At 64.4% G+C, this 16917-nt stretch carries 20 protein-coding genes; 12 read left to right on the top strand and 8 right to left on the bottom strand.

The features are described from left to right. Window positions 1-79 precede the first annotated feature (79 nt). Window positions 80-682: a permease gene (locus Q8N40_RS20095; RefSeq protein ID WP_305713022.1), complete on the top strand. Its 603-nt coding sequence runs from the start codon at window positions 80-82 to the stop codon at window positions 680-682. Continuing rightward, window positions 679-1176, top strand: coding sequence for a hypothetical protein (locus Q8N40_RS20090; protein WP_305318077.1), 498 nt, complete (start codon window positions 679-681; stop codon window positions 1174-1176). Before Q8N40_RS20095 ends, Q8N40_RS20090 begins: the two co-directional genes overlap by 4 nt. 253 nt (window positions 1177-1429) lie before the next feature. On the opposite strand, the gene Q8N40_RS20085 is transcribed toward Q8N40_RS20090, so the two are convergent. Further along, a complete protein-coding gene (locus Q8N40_RS20085) occupies window positions 1430-1867 on the bottom strand; it encodes a DsrE family protein (RefSeq protein WP_305713021.1) in 438 nt (145 codons plus the stop codon). Between the two features lie 150 nt (window positions 1868-2017). On the opposite strand from Q8N40_RS20085, the gene Q8N40_RS20080 reads away from it, so the two are divergent. The 9 genes from Q8N40_RS20080 (at window position 2018) to Q8N40_RS20040 (ending at window position 8829) form a co-directional block, all read left to right on the top strand. After that, window positions 2018-2578: a sigma-70 family RNA polymerase sigma factor gene (locus tag Q8N40_RS20080; RefSeq protein WP_305713020.1), complete on the top strand. Its 561-nt coding sequence runs from the start codon at window positions 2018-2020 to the stop codon at window positions 2576-2578. Next, window positions 2575-3279: a zf-HC2 domain-containing protein gene (locus Q8N40_RS20075; protein WP_305713019.1), complete on the top strand. Its 705-nt coding sequence runs from the start codon at window positions 2575-2577 to the stop codon at window positions 3277-3279. Before Q8N40_RS20080 ends, Q8N40_RS20075 begins: the two co-directional genes overlap by 4 nt. Window positions 3280-3559: 280 nt before the next feature. Then, the gene (locus tag Q8N40_RS20070) at window positions 3560-3742 is read left to right on the top strand and encodes a hypothetical protein (RefSeq protein ID WP_305713018.1); all 183 of its coding nucleotides are present in this window, start codon (window positions 3560-3562) and stop codon (window positions 3740-3742) included. Window positions 3743-3744: 2 nt separating this feature from the next. Next, a complete protein-coding gene (locus Q8N40_RS20065; protein WP_305318081.1) occupies window positions 3745-4503 on the top strand; it encodes a metal ABC transporter ATP-binding protein in 759 nt (252 codons plus the stop codon). 3 nt (window positions 4504-4506) lie between these two features. After that, the gene (locus Q8N40_RS20060) at window positions 4507-5376 is read left to right on the top strand and encodes a metal ABC transporter permease (protein WP_305713017.1); all 870 of its coding nucleotides are present in this window, start codon (window positions 4507-4509) and stop codon (window positions 5374-5376) included. Window positions 5377-5379: 3 nt separating this feature from the next. After that, window positions 5380-6252 carry a metal ABC transporter solute-binding protein, Zn/Mn family gene (locus tag Q8N40_RS20055; protein ID WP_305713016.1) on the top strand — a complete coding sequence of 291 codons (873 nt, stop codon included), beginning with the start codon at window positions 5380-5382 and terminating at the stop codon, window positions 6250-6252. Window positions 6253-6312: 60 nt separating this feature from the next. Then, window positions 6313-7365 (top strand): GTP-binding protein, encoded by a 1053-nt coding sequence (locus tag Q8N40_RS20050; protein ID WP_305713015.1) that lies wholly within the window; start codon window positions 6313-6315, stop codon window positions 7363-7365. Further along, the gene (locus Q8N40_RS20045; RefSeq protein WP_305713039.1) at window positions 7365-8384 is read left to right on the top strand and encodes a WD40 repeat domain-containing protein; all 1020 of its coding nucleotides are present in this window, start codon (window positions 7365-7367) and stop codon (window positions 8382-8384) included. Before Q8N40_RS20050 ends, Q8N40_RS20045 begins: the two co-directional genes overlap by 1 nt. 106 nt (window positions 8385-8490) lie before the next feature. After that, window positions 8491-8829: a hypothetical protein gene (locus Q8N40_RS20040; protein WP_305318706.1), complete on the top strand. Its 339-nt coding sequence runs from the start codon at window positions 8491-8493 to the stop codon at window positions 8827-8829. Between the two features lie 92 nt (window positions 8830-8921). On the opposite strand, the gene Q8N40_RS20035 is transcribed toward Q8N40_RS20040, so the two are convergent. The 7 genes from Q8N40_RS20035 to Q8N40_RS20005 form a co-directional block, all read right to left on the bottom strand. After that, window positions 8922-9137, bottom strand: coding sequence for a hypothetical protein (locus tag Q8N40_RS20035; RefSeq protein ID WP_305318705.1), 216 nt, complete (start codon window positions 9135-9137; stop codon window positions 8922-8924). Window positions 9138-9283: 146 nt separating this feature from the next. After that, window positions 9284-10708 carry a homospermidine synthase gene (locus Q8N40_RS20030; RefSeq protein WP_305713014.1) on the bottom strand — a complete coding sequence of 475 codons (1425 nt, stop codon included), beginning with the start codon at window positions 10706-10708 and terminating at the stop codon, window positions 9284-9286. A gap of 126 nt (window positions 10709-10834) precedes the next feature. Next, window positions 10835-11239: a nucleoside diphosphate kinase regulator gene (gene rnk / locus Q8N40_RS20025; protein WP_305713013.1), complete on the bottom strand. Its 405-nt coding sequence runs from the start codon at window positions 11237-11239 to the stop codon at window positions 10835-10837. A 266-nt stretch (window positions 11240-11505) separates the two neighbouring features. Beyond that, complete coding sequence (locus Q8N40_RS20020; RefSeq protein WP_305322902.1) at window positions 11506-11892, bottom strand: RidA family protein; 387 nt, start codon at window positions 11890-11892, stop codon at window positions 11506-11508. Between the two features lie 32 nt (window positions 11893-11924). Continuing rightward, on the bottom strand, window positions 11925-12527 hold the full coding sequence (locus Q8N40_RS20015) for a GNAT family N-acetyltransferase (RefSeq protein ID WP_305713012.1): 603 nt from the start codon (window positions 12525-12527) through the stop codon (window positions 11925-11927). A gap of 117 nt (window positions 12528-12644) precedes the next feature. Then, a complete protein-coding gene (locus tag Q8N40_RS20010) occupies window positions 12645-13787 on the bottom strand; it encodes a type III PLP-dependent enzyme (protein WP_305322904.1) in 1143 nt (380 codons plus the stop codon). 678 nt (window positions 13788-14465) lie between these two features. After that, complete coding sequence (locus Q8N40_RS20005; RefSeq protein ID WP_305318228.1) at window positions 14466-14726, bottom strand: hypothetical protein; 261 nt, start codon at window positions 14724-14726, stop codon at window positions 14466-14468. A 146-nt stretch (window positions 14727-14872) separates the two neighbouring features. Here Q8N40_RS20005 and Q8N40_RS20000 point away from each other — a divergent pair. Then, window positions 14873-16917: M3 family metallopeptidase (locus Q8N40_RS20000; protein ID WP_305713011.1), on the top strand; the 2045-nt coding region annotated here is incomplete at its 3' end.

Here is a 16917-nt window from a genome sequence, read left to right as displayed (position 1 = left end):
TTTGCTTCGCTGTGCCGTCAAGACTAAGCAGGTCAAGACTTAAGCAGGTTCAGCCTTTTCACCTCCCAGACCGATTGCCTTGGCAGAACTCCCCCTGAAAGACCCGGCGCCGGCCGACGACGCCGCGGACACCGCGCCGCGTCCCGGACGCATCCGCAAGCCGATCGGCTGGTCGATGATCTTCCTCGCCGTGCTGGTCGCGGTCTGCGTGGTGCTGGTCTGGCGCCGCGACGGCGCCGACGGCGTGCTGCAGATTCTCTTCAGCGATCTGGAGTTGTTCGGCGGCATCCTGCCGCGCGTGCTGGCAGGCTGCCTGCTCGGCGCCTTCATCGCCGAGATCCTGCCGCACGAGAAGGTGTCGCGTGCGCTCGGGCCGAATTCCGGCCTGAAGGGCTTGCTGATCGGCACCGCGTTCGGCGCGATCCTGCCGGGCGGACCGTTTACGGTCTATCCGGTGGCGGCTGCATTGCTCACGGTCGGCGCCGATTTCGGCGCCGCCATCGCCATGGTGGTGAGCTGGACCCTGATCGGCTATGGCCGCGCCATCGTCTGGGAATTGCCGATCATGGGCACCGACTTCACGCTGTGGCGCATCGTGATCTCGCTGCCGCTGCCGATCCTGGCCGGCGCGCTCGGCCGCTTCGTCTATATCAGGCTCTATCCGAAGGGCGCACCGCCATGAGCGCGCTGATCGTCGACATCATCCTGTGGGGTTCGGTCGCCGTGCTCGGGTTCATGTCCTTTCAGCGCGGCCGCCCCGTGCTGGTCTCGTCGATGCGCGAAGGCACGCTGGATTTCATCAACATCGTGCCGCGCATCGCGCTCGGCGTGATCGGCGCGGGCTATATCGCTGCCGTCATTCCCTCCGAAGTAATCACCGGCTGGCTCGGGCCCGATTCGGGCTGGCTTGGCGTGCTGATGGCCACCGTCGCCGGCGCCGCCACGCCGGGCGGCCCGGTGATCGGCTTTTCGCTGGGCGCGGTCGCCATGAAGGCCGGCGCGGGTCCGCCGCAGGTCATCGCCTATGTGACCGCCTGGGCGCTGTTCGCCTTCCAGCGGCTGATCCTGTGGGAAATCCCGTTCATGCCGGAGCGCTTCGTCTGGTTCCGCGCGGCGGTGTCGCTGCCGTTCCCGTTCCTGGCGGCGGCGATCGCGATGGCGATCGGCAAGCCGTAGGCACTGCGTACTCATAAATACGGTGCTGTCAGCACGGTTCGCTGAATGTCTGCTTCCACTCCGAAAGCGACTGCGTCGCTGTGTCGCCGCGAAATGACGCGATGTGGCAGGAGAGTACGAAACAATTGGCACAAGAGCCCAGCGCGGACGCTTCGGATTTCGGTCCAAGCAGACGTCCCAGAATTGTGGCTGCCGAATTACGGAGTGGCGAAGGGCGACCGGTCCAGCCACTACGTCTGAGCGACGACCTGGATCAAGGTCTGAGGTATGCGTAGCCTTCGCGCTGCTGCAGCCGTGTGATCTCGGCCACGCCTGAGGGCACGAACGTCGCCTCGGATACGAACTGGTCCTTCTCCAGTTTGCGATTGCGCAGGGTGATCTGGCAGATGTCGAATTGCACTCCTTGCAGTTTGAGTTCCGCGATCCCGGCGCTGTATGCATTGCCGTTCTTGTCCTTTGCGTCCTTGAACAGCATGTCGACGCCGCGCGCATGGGTTACGACGACGATCTTCGCCTTCGGGTTAACTTCCAGGTGATTGCCGATGTTGCGCAGCGCATCGGAAGCCTGCAACTCCGTGTTGTTGACGTGATAGACGACCTTGTCTGGCCCGACCGCATTGTCGGCGACGGCGGCAGTTGCCATGGCGGTCAACGCGAGCGCAGCAGCGGCGGCGACGAGAGATTTCCTCATGATCGGTTCTCCTTGGATTTCCTCGAAACGAAGCGGGAACGTCAGGTCGACCCCCGTCCCATTGTGTCCTACCGGTGCCGTCGAGCGTTTATTCCCGATGGTTCCGGGAATAAGATTGATTGCCGGCCGATCCTGTATCAGGAGGAACCTATGCACGACGACTGGGAGCGCGAGCGATTCGAGCGGCTGATGCTGCCGCACCTCGATGCTGCCTACAATCTTGCGCGATGGCTGGCGAAGAATGACGGACTTGCCGAGGACGCAGTCCAGGAGGCCTATTTGCGTGCATGGAGGTTTTTCGGCTCGCTGCGCGGCGATAATGCCAGACCCTGGCTGCTGCGCATCGTCCGAAACGCCTGCTACGAGCTTCGGCAACGCGAGCATCTGCCCGGCCCCGCCGAGGACTTTGACGAACAGCGCCATGACGCGGAGATGCTTGCAGCCGGGGCGGTGATTACCCTGCCGGTTAACCCCGAGGCCGCCGTGATCGCGCGCGCCGAAAGCGAGATGGTGCGGCAATGCCTCGGCGCCTTGCCTCGCGACTTTCATGAAGTGTTGGTTTTGAGGGAAATCGAAGGTTGCTCGTACCAGGAGATCGCCGACATCGTCGGGACGCCGATCGGCACCGTGATGTCTCGCCTGTCGCGGGCGCGCCGCCTGCTTCAGGGCTTGATCGCCGAGCGCGTCAGACCAAGGGAGACCGGAACATGAAATGCGCCGAACTCAATCGCCTGTTGAGCCCCTATATTGATGGCGAGCTTGATCTGCAAAGCGCGCTCGCAGTGGAGGCGCATTTGCAGGAGTGCCCCAGGTGCAGTGCCGCAATAGCTGGCGTCCAGACACTGCGGACAGCGATCTCCCGCGCCTGCGAACCTGCGAAGGCGCCGTTACGATTGCGAGAGGCGGTGCAGGCTCAATTTGCAGCCGCGCCGCAACAGGCCACCTCGCGGTCACTGGGATTCTGTCTGGCGGCGACTCCCGGAATCGCCGCGTTGCTGATCGTCGGGTGGCTCGCGCTGGCGCAACCCTGGAATGCACAATCCAGCGCGGGGACCGCGCAGGGTACTCGCATCGTTTATCACCTCGCCGGAGGCAATCACGTCAAGGCGAACTTGCGTACGTTGAAAAACCATCTCGACGCCGAGCCAAATCTGCAGGTCGTTGTCGTCGCTCATAGCGATGGGATCAATTTCCTCCTTCAGGGGGCGCAGGATACTGAAGGGCAACCTTACATTGGCGCGCTACGCGAATTGCGTGCTCGCGGGGTTGAGTTTCGCGTATGCACCAACACATTGACGCGCCAGCAGATCGATACACGTGCCGTGGTACCTGAGGCCGTGTTGGTACCTTCGGGTATTGCGGAGATCAGCCGCCTTCAGAAAAAAGAAGGATACACCTACCTTCGGCTTTGAAAATGTCGCCGCCCAGGTCGGCGGCGCGGCAAGAGCCTGATGGGCTGCCATAGCCTCTGCGGGTTGATGGCGTTGCCCGGCGCGTGGTTCAAGCTACCAAACCGGAGCCTTCAACAAGATCAACGGTGTCGGTGCGTTGCAACTTGCCACGACAAGCTCGCTGTCAACTACCTTGCCCTCATCCAGCGCGCATCAATACGGCTATCGCTGGACGTTAATGAATCCACGGCCTCAAAAACCCTCCGTGGACACCCGTTATGTTATATTATAACGTTTTCTCATGACTCATGCGCATTCTCACGACCACGCACATCCCCACGCCCATAGCCACGGGCCGTCGTCGCCGCATCCGGCGCAGGCGGCGCCCTGGTCGATCCTGCGCATGACGGTTTTGGCCCGACTGGGGGCAGCGCTTACGGTCAGCGCCGGCCTGTGGGCCGTGGTTTGGATGGCGATGAGGTGAGCATGGCCGCGCAACTCAAATTCCGCGACGTCACGCTGGGCTATGACCGGCATCCGGCCGTGCACCACCTCGACGGCGAGGTCGCCACCGGTGCGCTGCTCGCGGTGGTCGGCCCCAACGGCGCCGGCAAGTCGACGCTGTTTCGCGGGCTGGTCGGCATCCTGAAGCCGCTGGCGGGCTCGATCGGGCTTGGCGACCTCAACGTCCGCGATATCGCCTATCTGCCGCAGACCGCCGATATCGACCGCAGCTTTCCGATCTCGGTGTATGATTTCGTCGGCACCGGGCTGTGGCGCTCAGTTGGCTTTTTCGGGGGCATGGGCAAATCCGCGCGCGAGAAGATCGCGCAGGCGCTCGCCGCCGTCGGCCTCAACGGGTTTGAAAACCGGCCGATCGGGACGCTGTCGGGCGGGCAGATGCAGCGCATGCTGTTCGCGCGGGTGCTGCTGCAGGATGCGCGGCTGATCGTGCTGGACGAGCCCTTCAACGCCATCGACGCCAAAACCTCGGTGGACCTGCTGGCGCTGGTGCGCCATTGGCACGCCGAGAAGCGCACGGTGCTGGCGGCGCTGCACGACATGGATCTGGTGCGTGCCCATTTTCCGGAAACCCTGTTGCTGGCGCGCGGGCCGGTGGCGTGGGGTGCGACCGCCGAGGTCCTGACATCGGACAATCTCGCCGAAGCGCGCCGGATGTGCGAAGCCTTCGACGACGGCGCGCCGGCCTGCGCGGTCGACGACCTGCCGTCGCGGGCGGCGTGAGCGATGATTTATGACGCGCTGATCGCGCCCTTCACCGAATTCGAATTCATGCGCCGGGCGCTGGCCGCCGTGATCGCGTTGTCGCTGGGTGGCGCGCCGATCGGCGTGTTCCTGATGCTGCGGCGGATGTCACTGGTCGGCGATGCCATGGCGCACGCCATCCTGCCGGGGGCGGCGATCGGCTTCCTGCTGTCCGGCCTCAGCCTGTTCGCGATGACCGCGGGCGGATTGATCGCGGGCTTTACCGTCGCCATCCTCGCCGGGCTGGTCGCGCGCAACACCGAGCTGAAGGAAGACGCCTCGCTGGCGACCTTCTATCTGGTGTCGCTGGCGCTCGGCGTCACCATCGTTTCCATCAAGGGCACCAACATCGACCTCCTGCACGTGCTGTTCGGCAACATCCTCGCCATGGACGACCAAACCCTGCTGGTGATCGCCTTCAATGCCACCATCACGCTGCTGGTGCTGGCGGTGATCTTTCGCCCGCTGGTGATCGAATGCGTCGATCCGGTGTTCTTGCGCACCGTCAGCCGCGCTGGCGCGCCGGCGCATCTGGCGTTTCTGGCCCTTTTGGTCATCAATCTCGTCAACGGCTTTCACGCGCTCGGCACTCTGCTCGCGGTCGGGCTGATGATCCTGCCCGCCGGCATCGCGCGGTTCTGGTCGCGCGACATCACCGGCATGATCTGCATCGCGGTCGCGAGCGCGATCGTGTCGGGCTATGCGGGGCTGGTGCTGTCGTTCCAGACCAAGGTGCCTTCGGGGCCTGCGATCATCCTGGTGGCGGCGGTGCTGTATATCGGCTCGGTCCTGTTCGGCACCGTCAGCGGCCTGTTCCGGCAGATGTTTCCCCGCCGGCATCTGGAGGCGTAAATCATGCGACGACTATTCTGGCTCGGCTGTTTCGCGTTGATCACCGCAGCACTTCCCGCCCACGCGCAGGATCGCCTCAACGTAGTCGCCAGCTTTTCGATCCTCGGCGATTTCGTCCGCAATGTCGGCGGCGACCGCGTCGATGTCACGACGCTGGTCGGCCCCGACGGCGACGCGCACGTCTATACGCCGACAGCGGCCGACGCAAAGAAGATTGCCGATGCCAGGCTCGTCATCGTCAACGGCCTCGACTTCGAAGGCTGGCTGTCGCGGCTGGTGAAATCCTCGGGCAAGAAACCAACCATCGCCATTGCGACCAAGGGCATCGCGCCGCGCAAGCTCGGCTCCCATGCCGATCCGCACGCCTGGCAATCGGCCGCCAATGCCAAGATATACGTGACCAACATCCGCGACGCGCTGGCCGCCGCCGACCCCGCCGGGGCCGAGTTCTATCGCGGCAACGCGCAAACCTATCTCGAAAAGCTCGACGCGCTCGACCGCGAGATGCGGGCGGCGGTGGCGCAGATCCCGCAAGACCGCCGCAAGGTGATCTCGACCCATGATGCGTTCGGCTATCTGGCGTCAGCCTATGGCATCGAATTCGTGGCGCCGCTCGGCGTTTCCACCGAATCCGAGGCCAGCGCGCGCGACATCGCCCGCATCATCACCCAGATCAGGACCCAGAAAATCCCGGCGGTTTTCCTCGAAAACATCAGCGATAGCAGGCTGATCCGGCGGATATCGGCCGAGACCGGCGCCAAGGTCGGCGGAACGCTGTATTCCGACAGCCTGACGGCCGAAAAGGGCGACGCCCCCACTTACATTGATATGGTCAGGCACAATATAAAGGCCCTGACCAGTGCGCTCGCCAATTAGGGCAGGGGCCCTCCCTGCCGCCGGCAGAGCAGCGCGAAATACCGCCCCTCCGGAGTGACTATGACTGAACCTTCGTCCCAAAAAATTCCCGTGACCGTGCTGACGGGCTATCTCGGCGCCGGCAAGACCACCCTGCTCAACCGCATCCTTTCGGAAAACCACGGCAAGAAATACGCCGTCATCGTCAACGAATTCGGCGAGATCGGTATCGACAACGATTTGATCATCGGCGCAGACGAAGAAGTGTTCGAGATGAACAATGGCTGCGTCTGCTGCACCGTGCGCGGCGACCTCGTGCGTATCCTCGACGGGTTGATGAAGCGCAAGGGCAAGTTCGACGCCATCATCGTCGAGACTACGGGCCTCGCCGATCCGGCGCCGGTGGCGCAGACCTTCTTCGTCGACGAGGACGTGCAGAAGCACGCCCGGCTCGACGCCGTGGTGACGGTGGCCGACGCCAAATGGCTGAACGACCGGCTCAAAGACGCGCCCGAGGCCAAGAACCAGATCGCTTTCGCCGACGTCATCGTGCTCAACAAGACCGATCTCGTCTCCAAGGCCGAACTGGCCGAAGTCGAGGCCCGGATCCGCGCCATCAACCCCTACGCCAAACTGCACCGCACCGAGCGCTGCCAGGTGGCGCTGTCGGACGTGCTGGAGCGCGGCGCGTTCGATCTCGACCGCATTCTCGAAATCGAGCCGGAATTTCTCGATGCCGGTGACGGCCACGGTCACGACCATGATCATCATCACGGACACGATCATGCTCACGATCATGGCCACAGCCATGGTGGCCTGAAGCACTATCACGACGAAGACATGCAATCGCTGTCGCTGCGGTCCGACAAGCCGCTCGATGCGACGAAATTCATGCCGTGGCTGCAGAACCTGGTCGCCAGCGAGGGCCAGAAGATCTTGCGCTCGAAAGGCATTCTCGCCTTCACCGACGATGACGACCGTTACGTGTTTCAGGGCGTCCACATGATGCTAGAAGGCGACCACCAGCGTGCCTGGAAGGACGGCGAAGCGCGCGAGAGCCGCCTCGTCTTCATCGGCCGGGAGCTGCCCGAGCAGATGATCCGTGACGGCTTCGAAGGCTGTATCACCACGTGATGAAAGAGTTCGATCCCGGCCAGAATGCCGCTTCCATCGTCTCGGTCACCGACCGGGTGCGCCCGCTCGCGATCGGCATGCCCGTCACCTCGGTGCACTTTCTCGGCGACATCGCGGCCTTCATCGGCGCTGAGGAAAGCGTGGCGCTGGCGACCTCTGACGGCGAGATATCGCTGGCTCCGGTCCACCGCGGCGGCATCCTGTGCGCCGCGACCGATGGCGCCCGCATCGTGATGGGCGGTGACGATGGCAAGGTCGTGGCGCTCGACAAAAAGGGCGAGGTCACGCTGCTCGCGACCGACGCCAAGCGGCGCTGGATCGACAATGTCGCGGTCCATCCCGACGGCGCCATCGCCTGGTCGGCCGGCAAGACCGCCTACGTCCGCGGCGGCAAGAGCGAGGAAAAATCATTTGACGTGCCGTCTACCGTCGGCGGCCTGGCATTCGCGCCGAAGGGGCTGCGGCTCGCGATCGCGCATTACAACGGCGTGACGCTGTGGTTTCCCAACATGGCCGCCAACGCCGAAGTGCTGGAATGGGCCGGCTCGCATCTCGGTGTCATCTTCAGCCCCGACAACAAATTTCTGGTCACCGCGATGCATGAGCCGGCGCTGCATGGCTGGCGGCTCGCCGATACCAGGCACATGCGCATGACCGGCTATCCCGGCCGCGTGCGCTCGCTGTCATGGAGCGTCGGCGGCAAGGGCCTGGCGACATCAGGCGCCGATTCCGTGATCATCTGGCCGTTCGGCAGCAAGGACGGCCCGATGGGCAAGGAGCCCGCGATGCTGGCGCCGCTGCGGGCGCGCGTCTCCGCGGTCGCCTGCCATCCGAAGCAGGATATCCTGGCGGCTGGCTACAGCGACGGCACCGTGCTGATGGCGCGGCTGACCGACGGCGCGGAAATCCTGGTGCGCAAGAACGGCGGCGCGCAGGTCGCAGGCCTGGCCTGGAACGCCAAGGGCACGCAGCTGGCGTTCGCCGCGGAAGATGGCGAAGCGGGACTGCTGGCGCTGTAGCATCGCGGCACTGTTGCGTGGCGCGTGGTTGCTGCCGTGGAACCGGGCTGCCGGTCAAACGTTGAACTCCTGCGAACCAATTCGCGGTAACTCAGCGGTGAACTCAATGGCTCCGGACGACAGGAAACGCGCCTACAGGATGGATGTGTTGCTGGCCGGCGCCATGGTGGTAGCCGGGCTCGCCATCACCGGTATCTCGCTGGCGAAGCTCAACTCCGGCCAGCCGCATCCGCAGATGGCGCAGGCGACGCAGCCGCTGCAATCGACGCCGGGCGCCGAGAACAAGCCGTCAGCCCCTTCCGAGCCGACGACGACAGGCGCGCGGCCGACCGCCGTACCGCCCGAGCCCGCGCGGCCCGATGCCGAGGCGCAGAAGGCGGGTGCGCAGCCAGCGCTGCCGTCCGCTCCCGCCGAAAAGATCGCCCCGCCGATCAAGGAGCGGTAGCGGCTTTCACAGCCCCTATCTCACTCGGTCCTGATCCAGAGAAGCGGCGTCTTGGCCGCGTCTCGAAGGAAGGGCTTGGCTTGCGTGCGCCGTCAGCGCGCACCCTTGAGCGTGCAGGATGTGGAGCAGGTGGTGGTCACGCCACGATCGCAGGTGATGCAGGCAGCCACGCACTGCTTCATGTCCCTGGGATTGAACGGGCTAAAAAGCTTATTTGCGCAGCTCCCGATCGAGCCGGTCACATCATTGTCAGGCGAGCAGGCAGCCAGTGCCGCCGCAGCCAGGACGATAGCAATGATGGCGCGCATGGTCAGCGCTCCCCTGAAGGAGCCTTCGGTCGCAACGGAGTTGCGGCGACGGCTCCAAGCCTCGCAACAAAGACCCCTCACCGTGCCACGACATCGTTAATGCCTGGTTATGTTCGACCCCGGCGCCATCAGGCGCCGGCGCGGCCTCACCTGACCAGCACGTTCCGGAACTGCCACGGATCCGACGCGTCGATATCCTCCGGGAACAGTCCCGGCCGGTCGGCGAGCGGCGTCCAGTCGGTGTAAAAACCCTTCACCGGGCCGAGATACGGCCGCTGGATTTCGAGGCAGCGCCTGAAATCCATTTCGTCGGCCTCGACGATTCCGGCGGTCGGGTTTTCCAGCGCCCACACCATGCCGGCGAGCACCGCCGACGACACCTGCATGCCGGTGGCGTTCTGGTAGGGGCAGATCTGACGGGTTTCCTCGATCGAGAGCTGCGAGCCGTACCAGTAGGCATTCTTGGCGTGGCCGTAGACCAGCACGCCGAGTTCGTCGATGCCGTCCTCGATCTCGTTCTCGTCCAGAATGTGCCAGCTCGGCTGCATCTTGCCGGTGGCGCCGAAAATCTCGTGCAGCGACAGCACGGCGTCGTTGGCGGGATGATAGGCGTAGTGGCAGGTCGGGCGGTAGATCACCTTCTGGCCGTCGCGCACGGTGAAATAATCCGCGATCGAGATCGACTCATTGTGGGTGACGAGAAAGCCGTATTGCGCGCCGGGGGTCGGGCACCAGGAGCGCACGCGGGTGTTGGCGCCGGGCTGCAGCAGATAGATCGCGGCGCCGCAGCCTTCGGTGTGGGCGCGGCCATTGTCCGGCATCCAGGTTTCATGGGTGCCCCAGCCGAGCTCGGCGGGCTGCATGCCTTCGGACACAAAGCCTTCCACCGACCAGGTGTTGACGAACACGTTCATCGGCTTCGGCTTTTTGGAACGCTGGGTGTCGCGCTCGGCGATATGGATGCCCTTGACGCCGAGCCTGTGGGCGAGCTGGCCCCAGCCCTCGCGGCTCTTCGGCTCGTTGATCGGGATGTTGGTGTCGCGGGCGATGTCGAGCAGCGCCTGCTTGACGAACCACGAGACCATGCCGGGATTGGCGCCGCAGGTGGAGACCGCGGTGGTGCCGCCGGGACTCTTGTGCTTGGCGGCGAGCAGGGTTTCGCGCAGCGCGTAGTTGGAGCGCTTCTCGGGGCCGATGGTCTTGTCGAAATAGAAGCCGAGCCACGGCTCCACCACGGTGTCGATGTAGAGCGCGCCGATCTCGCGGCACAGGCTCATGATGTCGACCGATCCGGTGTCGACCGACAAATTGACGCAAAAGCCCTGGCCGCCGCCTTCGGTCAAGAGCGGCACCAGCACCTCGCGGTAGTTCTCCCGGGTGATGCCCTGCTTGATGAAGCGCACGCCGTGCTTGTTGGCGAGTTCGCCGTCCTCATGCGGATCGATGATGACGAAGCGCGATCTGTCATAGTCGAAATGCCGCTCGATCAGCGGCAGCGTGCCTTTGCCGATCGAGCCGAACCCGATCATGACGATGGGACCGGTGATTTTCGCGTGGATGGGCGAGGACATTGGCTTCGACTCCGAGGGACGATGGGGAACGCGCGAGGTCGGCGCGATCAGGGGGATGAGAATTGGCGGCGGATCGGGCAATCGCCTGGCAATGGCGGCTGCATCTTGCCGATGATTGTCAGTCGGTCAATTCGGTTGGCGAACTTCCAGGACGGTAAGGGATTTCCGTTCGCCCGAGGGCGTGGCGAAGCTGATGGCCTGTCCGGCGGACAGGCCGATCAGGGCGGCGCCGATCGGGGTCAGCACCGAGATGCGGCCAGCCTCGATGTCAGCAGATTTCGGATACACCAGTGTGACCTGCTTTTGCAGCCCGGTGGCGTCGTCCCGGAAGATCACTTCGGAGTCCATGCCGACGACGCCCGCCAGCGGCGCGGTGTCGGGAACCAGCGTCGCGCGCTCGATTTCATCGGCCAGGAATTCGGCCGTGGACGGCGCCGTCGCTGCGGCGGCTTCGGCGAGCTGGGCGAGCCGTTCAAAGTCGGTCTGCCGGATCCGGATCGGCGGCAGCTGGGTTCGGGCTGGGTTGATCATGTTTTTCACAGTCATCCGGACGCGCATGTCGGCGGCATCACGCGATCAATACTTCTGGAAGGGAGATTCGGGGTGCTCAAATCGCAGTCAATCGAACCCGGACGGTTCAATTATATCCGTCCGGGCTACCTTCCTGCGTGAAGGTGACCGGCGCGCAGCAACATGCGTTTGCAATGCAGGCTCATCATGATCACTTTTACCTAAGTACGCTGCCGGCAAAGTCAACCGGCCAGCCCGTGATAATCGGCCGCGCGGCGCGGCGGGATTCAGGTTTGCAGCTTCGCGGTGACTTCGATCTCGACCTTCATCTCGGGCTTGTAGAGCCCGGCGACGACCAGGAGCGTCGAGGCGGGACGGATACTGCCGAGAACTTCGCCGCACACCGCGATCAGGGCCTCGGCATCCGCGGCGTTGGTGATGTAGTAGGTCGCCCGCACGATGTCGGTCATCGCAAAGCCGCCTTCCGCGAGCGCGGCCTCGATGGTCCCAAAACAGTTTCGTGCCTGGCTGGTGATATCGGCCGGCATGGTCATGGTGGCGTAGTCGTAGCCGGTGGTGCCGGCGACAAAGGCGAACTCGCCGTCGAGCACGGCGCGGCTGTAGCCGGCGGCCTTCTCGAACGGCGAGCCGGTGGAAATCAGGCGGCGAGACATGTCATGCACCTCCGGGAGGATTTAACCTCGGTTCAAGCGGCGTGAGTGGCCAGTCTACGGGCTTTTCCGGCCGGCCACAGCCTGGCCTGCGGCGCCGCCTCGCCCGAGGGCGCGATCATGCCCCAGGCGCCATCCAGCGCGCCGTCGCGCAGTTCAAGAGCCAGCAGCCGGTCGCGTTCGAACGGGCCGGGCAGCGACAGTTCGCCGGTCCCGAGCGCCGAGAAGCCGAAGCGGGCATAATACGGCGCGTCGCCGAGCAGGATCACCGCGCCATGGCCGCGCGATTTAGCCGCCGCCAGCGCGTGGGTCATCAGGGCTGCGCCGATGCCGAGCTCGCGGCAGGACGCGTCGACCGCGAGCGGGCCGAGCACCAGCGCCGGCTTGCCCCCGGCGCTGACGTGCCACAACCGCACGGTTCCGACCAGTCGGCCCTGACGCACCACCGAGAAGGCAAGGCCTTCGGCGGGCGCGCGTCCGTCGCGCAGGCGCTGGCAGGTGCGCGTATGGCGATTCGCGCCAAAGCAGGCATCCAGCAGCGCTTCACGCGCAACGACGTCCGAGGCACGCTCCGCACGGATCGCGAACGGGGCGGCATCGGAAATGAGGGCAACAGGGGGCTTCCGCAAAGCAGTCATGGCACGTCAGTCCTCGCTCCGGCCGGCAGTGAGCCGGCGGAGCGTTGTCAGCAATGGACAGATCAAGGGGAGGGAGCCGGCGCACCGGCTCCCGGTTAGTCGGGCCTCGGAGAGGCCTCAGATGTGGTAGGTCCGCAGCGGCGGGAAGCCGTTGAACGCCACCGACGAGTAGGTCGACGTATACGCGCCGGTGCCTTCGATCAGCAGCTTGTCGCCGATCTCGAGCGTCACCGGAAGCGGGTACGGCAGCTTCTCGTACATCACGTCGGCGGAATCGCAGGTCGGACCCGCGAGCACGCACGGCGTCATCTCGGCGCCGTCATGCGGCGTCTTGATGGCGTAGCGGATCGACTCGTCCATCGTCTCGGCGAGACCGCCGAACTTGCCGATGTCGAGATACACCCAGCGCACCTCGTCCTCGTCGCTCTTCTTGGAGATCAGAACGACTTCGGTCTCGATGATGCCGGCATTGCCGACCATGCCGCGGCCCGGCTCGATGATGGTCTCCGGGATCGCGTTGCCGAAATGCTTGCGCAGCGCACGGAAGATCGACCGGCCGTACTGCACCACCGCCGGAACTTCCTTCAGGTACTTGGTCGGAAATCCGCCGCCCATGTTGACCATCGACAGGTTGATGCCACGCTCCGCGCAGTCGCGGAAAACCGATGACGCCATCGACAGCGCGCGATCCCACGCCTTCACCTTGCGCTGCTGCGAGCCGACATGGAACGAGATGCCATAGGGCTCCAGGCCGAGGCGCTTGGCGAGGTCGAGCACGTCGACCGCCATTTCCGGATCGCAGCCGAACTTCCGCGACAGCGGCCATTCGGCGCCGGCGCAGTCATAGAGGATGCGGCAGAACACCTTGGCGCCGGGGGCGGCGCGGGCGATCTTCTCGACCTCGGCGGTGCAGTCGACCGAGAACAGGCGAATGCCGAGCGCGAAGGCACGCGCGATGTCGCGCTCCTTCTTGATGGTATTGCCATAGGAGACACGCTCCGGGGTCGCACCCGCGTCCAGCGCCATCTGGATTTCCTGAACCGAGGCGCAGTCGAAGCACGAGCCCATCGAGGCCAGCAGCGACAGCACTTCCGGCGCCGGGTTGGCCTTGACGGCATAGAACACGCGGCTGTCCGGCAGCGCCTTCGCGAAGGTCTGGTAATTGTCGCGCACGACCTCGAGGTCGACGACGAGACACGGCTCGACGTCCTGGCCCTCGTTACGGCGGCTGCGCAGGAATTCCTGGATACGTTCAGTCATAGTAGCACCCTCCCAAACGGCCCCAGCGACGGAGACACGTTCAAAAAATGATCTCGGATCAGAGCGCTCCGGCCACGTTGCGCGATGGAGGCGCGACGCAGCCAAAAACTCAGACCGAACTGTGCTGCCGTGGATTGGTTGGGAAGGATCCCGCCCGCACACCTGGCAATGAAGGACAAGCCTCTTCGGTATTCGCGCCGGCTGATGGAAAGCCGGCAGAGACCAAAAAAGCCCGATCCGTCGTTGCTTTAAGTCGCGTCCCCCGTTGAGAACGAGGTGCGCCGGTTCGCCTCCGGCTGCCAGTCACGGTTGCAAGGATCGAAGAGACCTTCAACGGCATCTCTTGAGAGAGATGCTGGACTCTCAAGTCAGATGACCTGAGCGACCCTCGGTTCTTCGTCCCTTGGCGGCTGTCCGGCCTCTTGTCCGGATACCTACCGACTGACACACGACCACAGGCACGTGCGAAATTGGGCAAGAGTGCAAATAGGTGTTTTGACTCTGCTTCGCAACAGTTTTTTTAGGCTGGGGACAAATTTACCTAACATCTGCTTGCAGTGTTGCCTGCGGCGCACGCGCGCGGCGCCAAAGGTGAACAGACGTTAAGTTTTCTTAAGGGAGTGCGAAGAGCGCGCAGGTATTTTCACGGGCCGGCGCGCCGCTTCCTGTGCGCCGACTTCAGGCGCGGCGCGTGAACGGCTCGATGCGCTGGGCGTTGCGGACGAACGCCACCATGATCAGGACGCCGATCGCGAACAGCACCGCCTGCAGGATGTGCGAGCTGGTGTTGTCGAGCCCGAGCAGGATCCCGAGCGCCCAACCGCCGGCGAAGGCGGCGCCGAACACCTCGGCGCCGATCAGGATCGCGGCGCTGATGACGGTGACGACGCTTTGCCAGTTGATCCGGCGGGGTGCGGTCGGGGAGGGCTGCGCGTTCATGGGGCCAAAGTCCTTGGGGCCAAGATCCTGTTGCGGGCGCAATCTCTATCAAAAGGCCCCTGCTATCAAGCGCAAAAGGGCCCAAAAAAGCCCCATCGCGTGATATAGATCCCTCGATTCATTCGCGACCAAAACGGGAAATCTTGATGTCGGAAAGCTCGGAAATGGCGGCCGCCACGCAGGCCCAGGCAAACCCGCTGCTGAAGGCCTGGCAGACGCCGTTTGAAACCCCGCCATTCCCCGAGATCGCGCCGGAACACTTCCTGCCGGCCTTCGAGCAGGCCTTCGCCGATCACGCCGCCGAGATCGTCGCGATCGAGCACGATCCCGCCGCGCCCGACTTTGCCAACACCGTCACGGCGCTGGAGCGCTCCGGAAAGCTGCTCTCCCGTGTGGCGGCAGTGTTCTACGACCTGGTCTCGGCGCACTCCAACCCGGAGCTGCTGGAGATCGACAAGGAAGTGTCGCTGCGGATGGCGCGGCACTGGAATCCGATCATGATGAACGCGGTGCTGTTCGGACGCATCGCGCTGTTGCACGACAACCGCGCCAACCTCGGGCTGACGGGCGAGCAGCTGCGGCTGCTGGAGCGCACCTATACCCGCTTCCACCGCGCCGGCGCCGGGCTCAACGAGTTAGCCAAGAAGCGGATGGCCGAGATCAACGAGCGGCTGGCCCATCTCGGCACCGCCTTCAGCCATCATCTGCTCGGCGACGAGCAGGACTGGTTCATGGAACTCGGCGAGGCCGATCGCGACGGCCTGGCTGAAGGTTTTGTCGCGGCCGCCAGGGCCGCGGCCGAGGAGCGCGGAATGGCCGGCAAGGCAGTCATGACGCTGTCGCGCTCCTTCGTGGAGCCGTTCCTGAAGAGCTCCACCCGCCGCGATCTGCGCGAAAAGGTGTTCAAGGCTTTCACCGCGCGCGGCGACAATGGCAACGCCAACGACAACAACGAAACCATCCTCGAGATCCTGAAGCTGCGCGAGGAGACCGCCCGGCTGCTGGGCTTCCCGACCTTCGCCGCCTACCGGCTGGAGGACTCGATGGCCAAAACGCCGGAGGCGGTGCGCGGCCTGCTGGAGCGGGTCTGGAAGCCGGCCCGTGCCCGTGCACTCGCCGATCGCGATGCCCTGCAGGCGCTGGTCGCCGCAGAAGGCGGCAATTTCGCGCTGGCGCCGTGGGACTGGCGCTATTACGCCGAGAAGCTGCGGCAGATCAGGGCCAATTTCGACGACGCCGCCATCAAGCCCTATCTCTCGCTCGACCACATGATCGACGCTTGCTTCGACTGCGCCAGCCGGCTGTTCGGCCTCTCCTTCACCGAGCGCAAGGATATCCCGGCCTGGCACCCGGACGTCCGGGTCTGGGAGGTCAAGGACGCCGCGGGCAGGCACAAGGCGCTGTTCTACGGCGACTATTTCGCCCGGCCGTCAAAGCGTTCAGGCGCCTGGATGACCTCGCTGCGCGACCAGCAGAAGCTCGACGGCGAGGTTGCGCCGCTGATTCTCAATGTCTGCAATTTCTCCAGGGGCGCCGACGGCCAGCCGTCGCTGCTGTCGCCGGACGACGCCCGCACCCTGTTTCACGAATTCGGCCACGCCCTGCACGGGATGCTGTCGGATGTGACCTACCCCTCGCTTTCGGGCACTTCGGTGTTCACCGATTTCGTCGAACTGCCCTCGCAGCTCTACGAGCACTGGCAGGAGCAGCCCCAGGTGCTCAGGCAGTTTGCCCGCCACTACCAGACCGGCGAGCCGCTGCCGGACGATCTCCTGAAGCGCTTCATCGCCGCGCGCAAATTCAACCAGGGTTTTGCCACTGTCGAGTTCGTCTCCTCGGCGCTGATCGATCTCGAATTCCACACCCAGCCCGCACAGTCGATATCAGACGTGCGGGCGTTCGAACGCGCCGAGCTGGACAAGATCGGGATGCCCGCGGAAATCTCGCTGCGGCACCGGCCGACCCAGTTCGGCCATGTCTTTTCCGGCGACCATTATGCCTCGGGCTATTACAGCTACATGTGGTCCGAGGTGATGGACGCCGACGCGTTCGGCGCCTTCGAGGAGGCCGGCGACATCTTCGATTCCAGGGTTGCAAAACGCCTGCACGACGACATCTATTCTTCCGGCGGCTCGCGCGATCCGGAAGACGCCTATATCGCGTTCCGCGGCCGCGAGCCGGAGCCCGACGC

The sequence above is a fragment of the Bradyrhizobium sp. genome (genome assembly GCF_030693485.1).
GTDB lineage: Bacteria > Pseudomonadota > Alphaproteobacteria > Rhizobiales > Xanthobacteraceae > Bradyrhizobium.
Note: the sequence above shows the minus strand (reverse complement) of the source record. Positions and strands in the feature narration are given on the sequence as shown.

What these genes read in the sequence shown, in the direction of transcription:
- Q8N40_RS20090 (WP_305318077.1), top strand. Translation starts at nt 679, where the DNA reads ATGAGCGCGCTGATCGTCGACATCATCCTGTGGGGTTCGGTCGCCGTG.
- Q8N40_RS20085 (WP_305713021.1), bottom strand. Translation starts at nt 1,867, where the DNA reads ATGAGGAAATCTCTCGTCGCCGCCGCTGCTGCGCTCGCGTTGACCGCC.
- Q8N40_RS20080 (WP_305713020.1), top strand. Translation starts at nt 2,018, where the DNA reads ATGCACGACGACTGGGAGCGCGAGCGATTCGAGCGGCTGATGCTGCCG.
- Q8N40_RS20075 (WP_305713019.1), top strand. Translation starts at nt 2,575, where the DNA reads ATGAAATGCGCCGAACTCAATCGCCTGTTGAGCCCCTATATTGATGGC.
- Q8N40_RS20070 (WP_305713018.1), top strand. Translation starts at nt 3,560, where the DNA reads ATGACTCATGCGCATTCTCACGACCACGCACATCCCCACGCCCATAGC.
- Q8N40_RS20065 (WP_305318081.1), top strand. Translation starts at nt 3,745, where the DNA reads ATGGCCGCGCAACTCAAATTCCGCGACGTCACGCTGGGCTATGACCGG.
- Q8N40_RS20060 (WP_305713017.1), top strand. Translation starts at nt 4,507, where the DNA reads ATGATTTATGACGCGCTGATCGCGCCCTTCACCGAATTCGAATTCATG.
- Q8N40_RS20055 (WP_305713016.1), top strand. Translation starts at nt 5,380, where the DNA reads ATGCGACGACTATTCTGGCTCGGCTGTTTCGCGTTGATCACCGCAGCA.
- Q8N40_RS20050 (WP_305713015.1), top strand. Translation starts at nt 6,313, where the DNA reads ATGACTGAACCTTCGTCCCAAAAAATTCCCGTGACCGTGCTGACGGGC.
- Q8N40_RS20045 (WP_305713039.1), top strand. Translation starts at nt 7,365, where the DNA reads ATGAAAGAGTTCGATCCCGGCCAGAATGCCGCTTCCATCGTCTCGGTC.
- Q8N40_RS20040 (WP_305318706.1), top strand. Translation starts at nt 8,491, where the DNA reads ATGGCTCCGGACGACAGGAAACGCGCCTACAGGATGGATGTGTTGCTG.
- Q8N40_RS20035 (WP_305318705.1), bottom strand. Translation starts at nt 9,137, where the DNA reads ATGCGCGCCATCATTGCTATCGTCCTGGCTGCGGCGGCACTGGCTGCC.
- Q8N40_RS20030 (WP_305713014.1), bottom strand. Translation starts at nt 10,708, where the DNA reads ATGTCCTCGCCCATCCACGCGAAAATCACCGGTCCCATCGTCATGATC.
- rnk (WP_305713013.1), bottom strand. Translation starts at nt 11,239, where the DNA reads ATGATCAACCCAGCCCGAACCCAGCTGCCGCCGATCCGGATCCGGCAG.
- Q8N40_RS20020 (WP_305322902.1), bottom strand. Translation starts at nt 11,892, where the DNA reads ATGTCTCGCCGCCTGATTTCCACCGGCTCGCCGTTCGAGAAGGCCGCC.
- Q8N40_RS20015 (WP_305713012.1), bottom strand. Translation starts at nt 12,527, where the DNA reads ATGACTGCTTTGCGGAAGCCCCCTGTTGCCCTCATTTCCGATGCCGCC.
- Q8N40_RS20010 (WP_305322904.1), bottom strand. Translation starts at nt 13,787, where the DNA reads ATGACTGAACGTATCCAGGAATTCCTGCGCAGCCGCCGTAACGAGGGC.
- Q8N40_RS20005 (WP_305318228.1), bottom strand. Translation starts at nt 14,726, where the DNA reads ATGAACGCGCAGCCCTCCCCGACCGCACCCCGCCGGATCAACTGGCAA.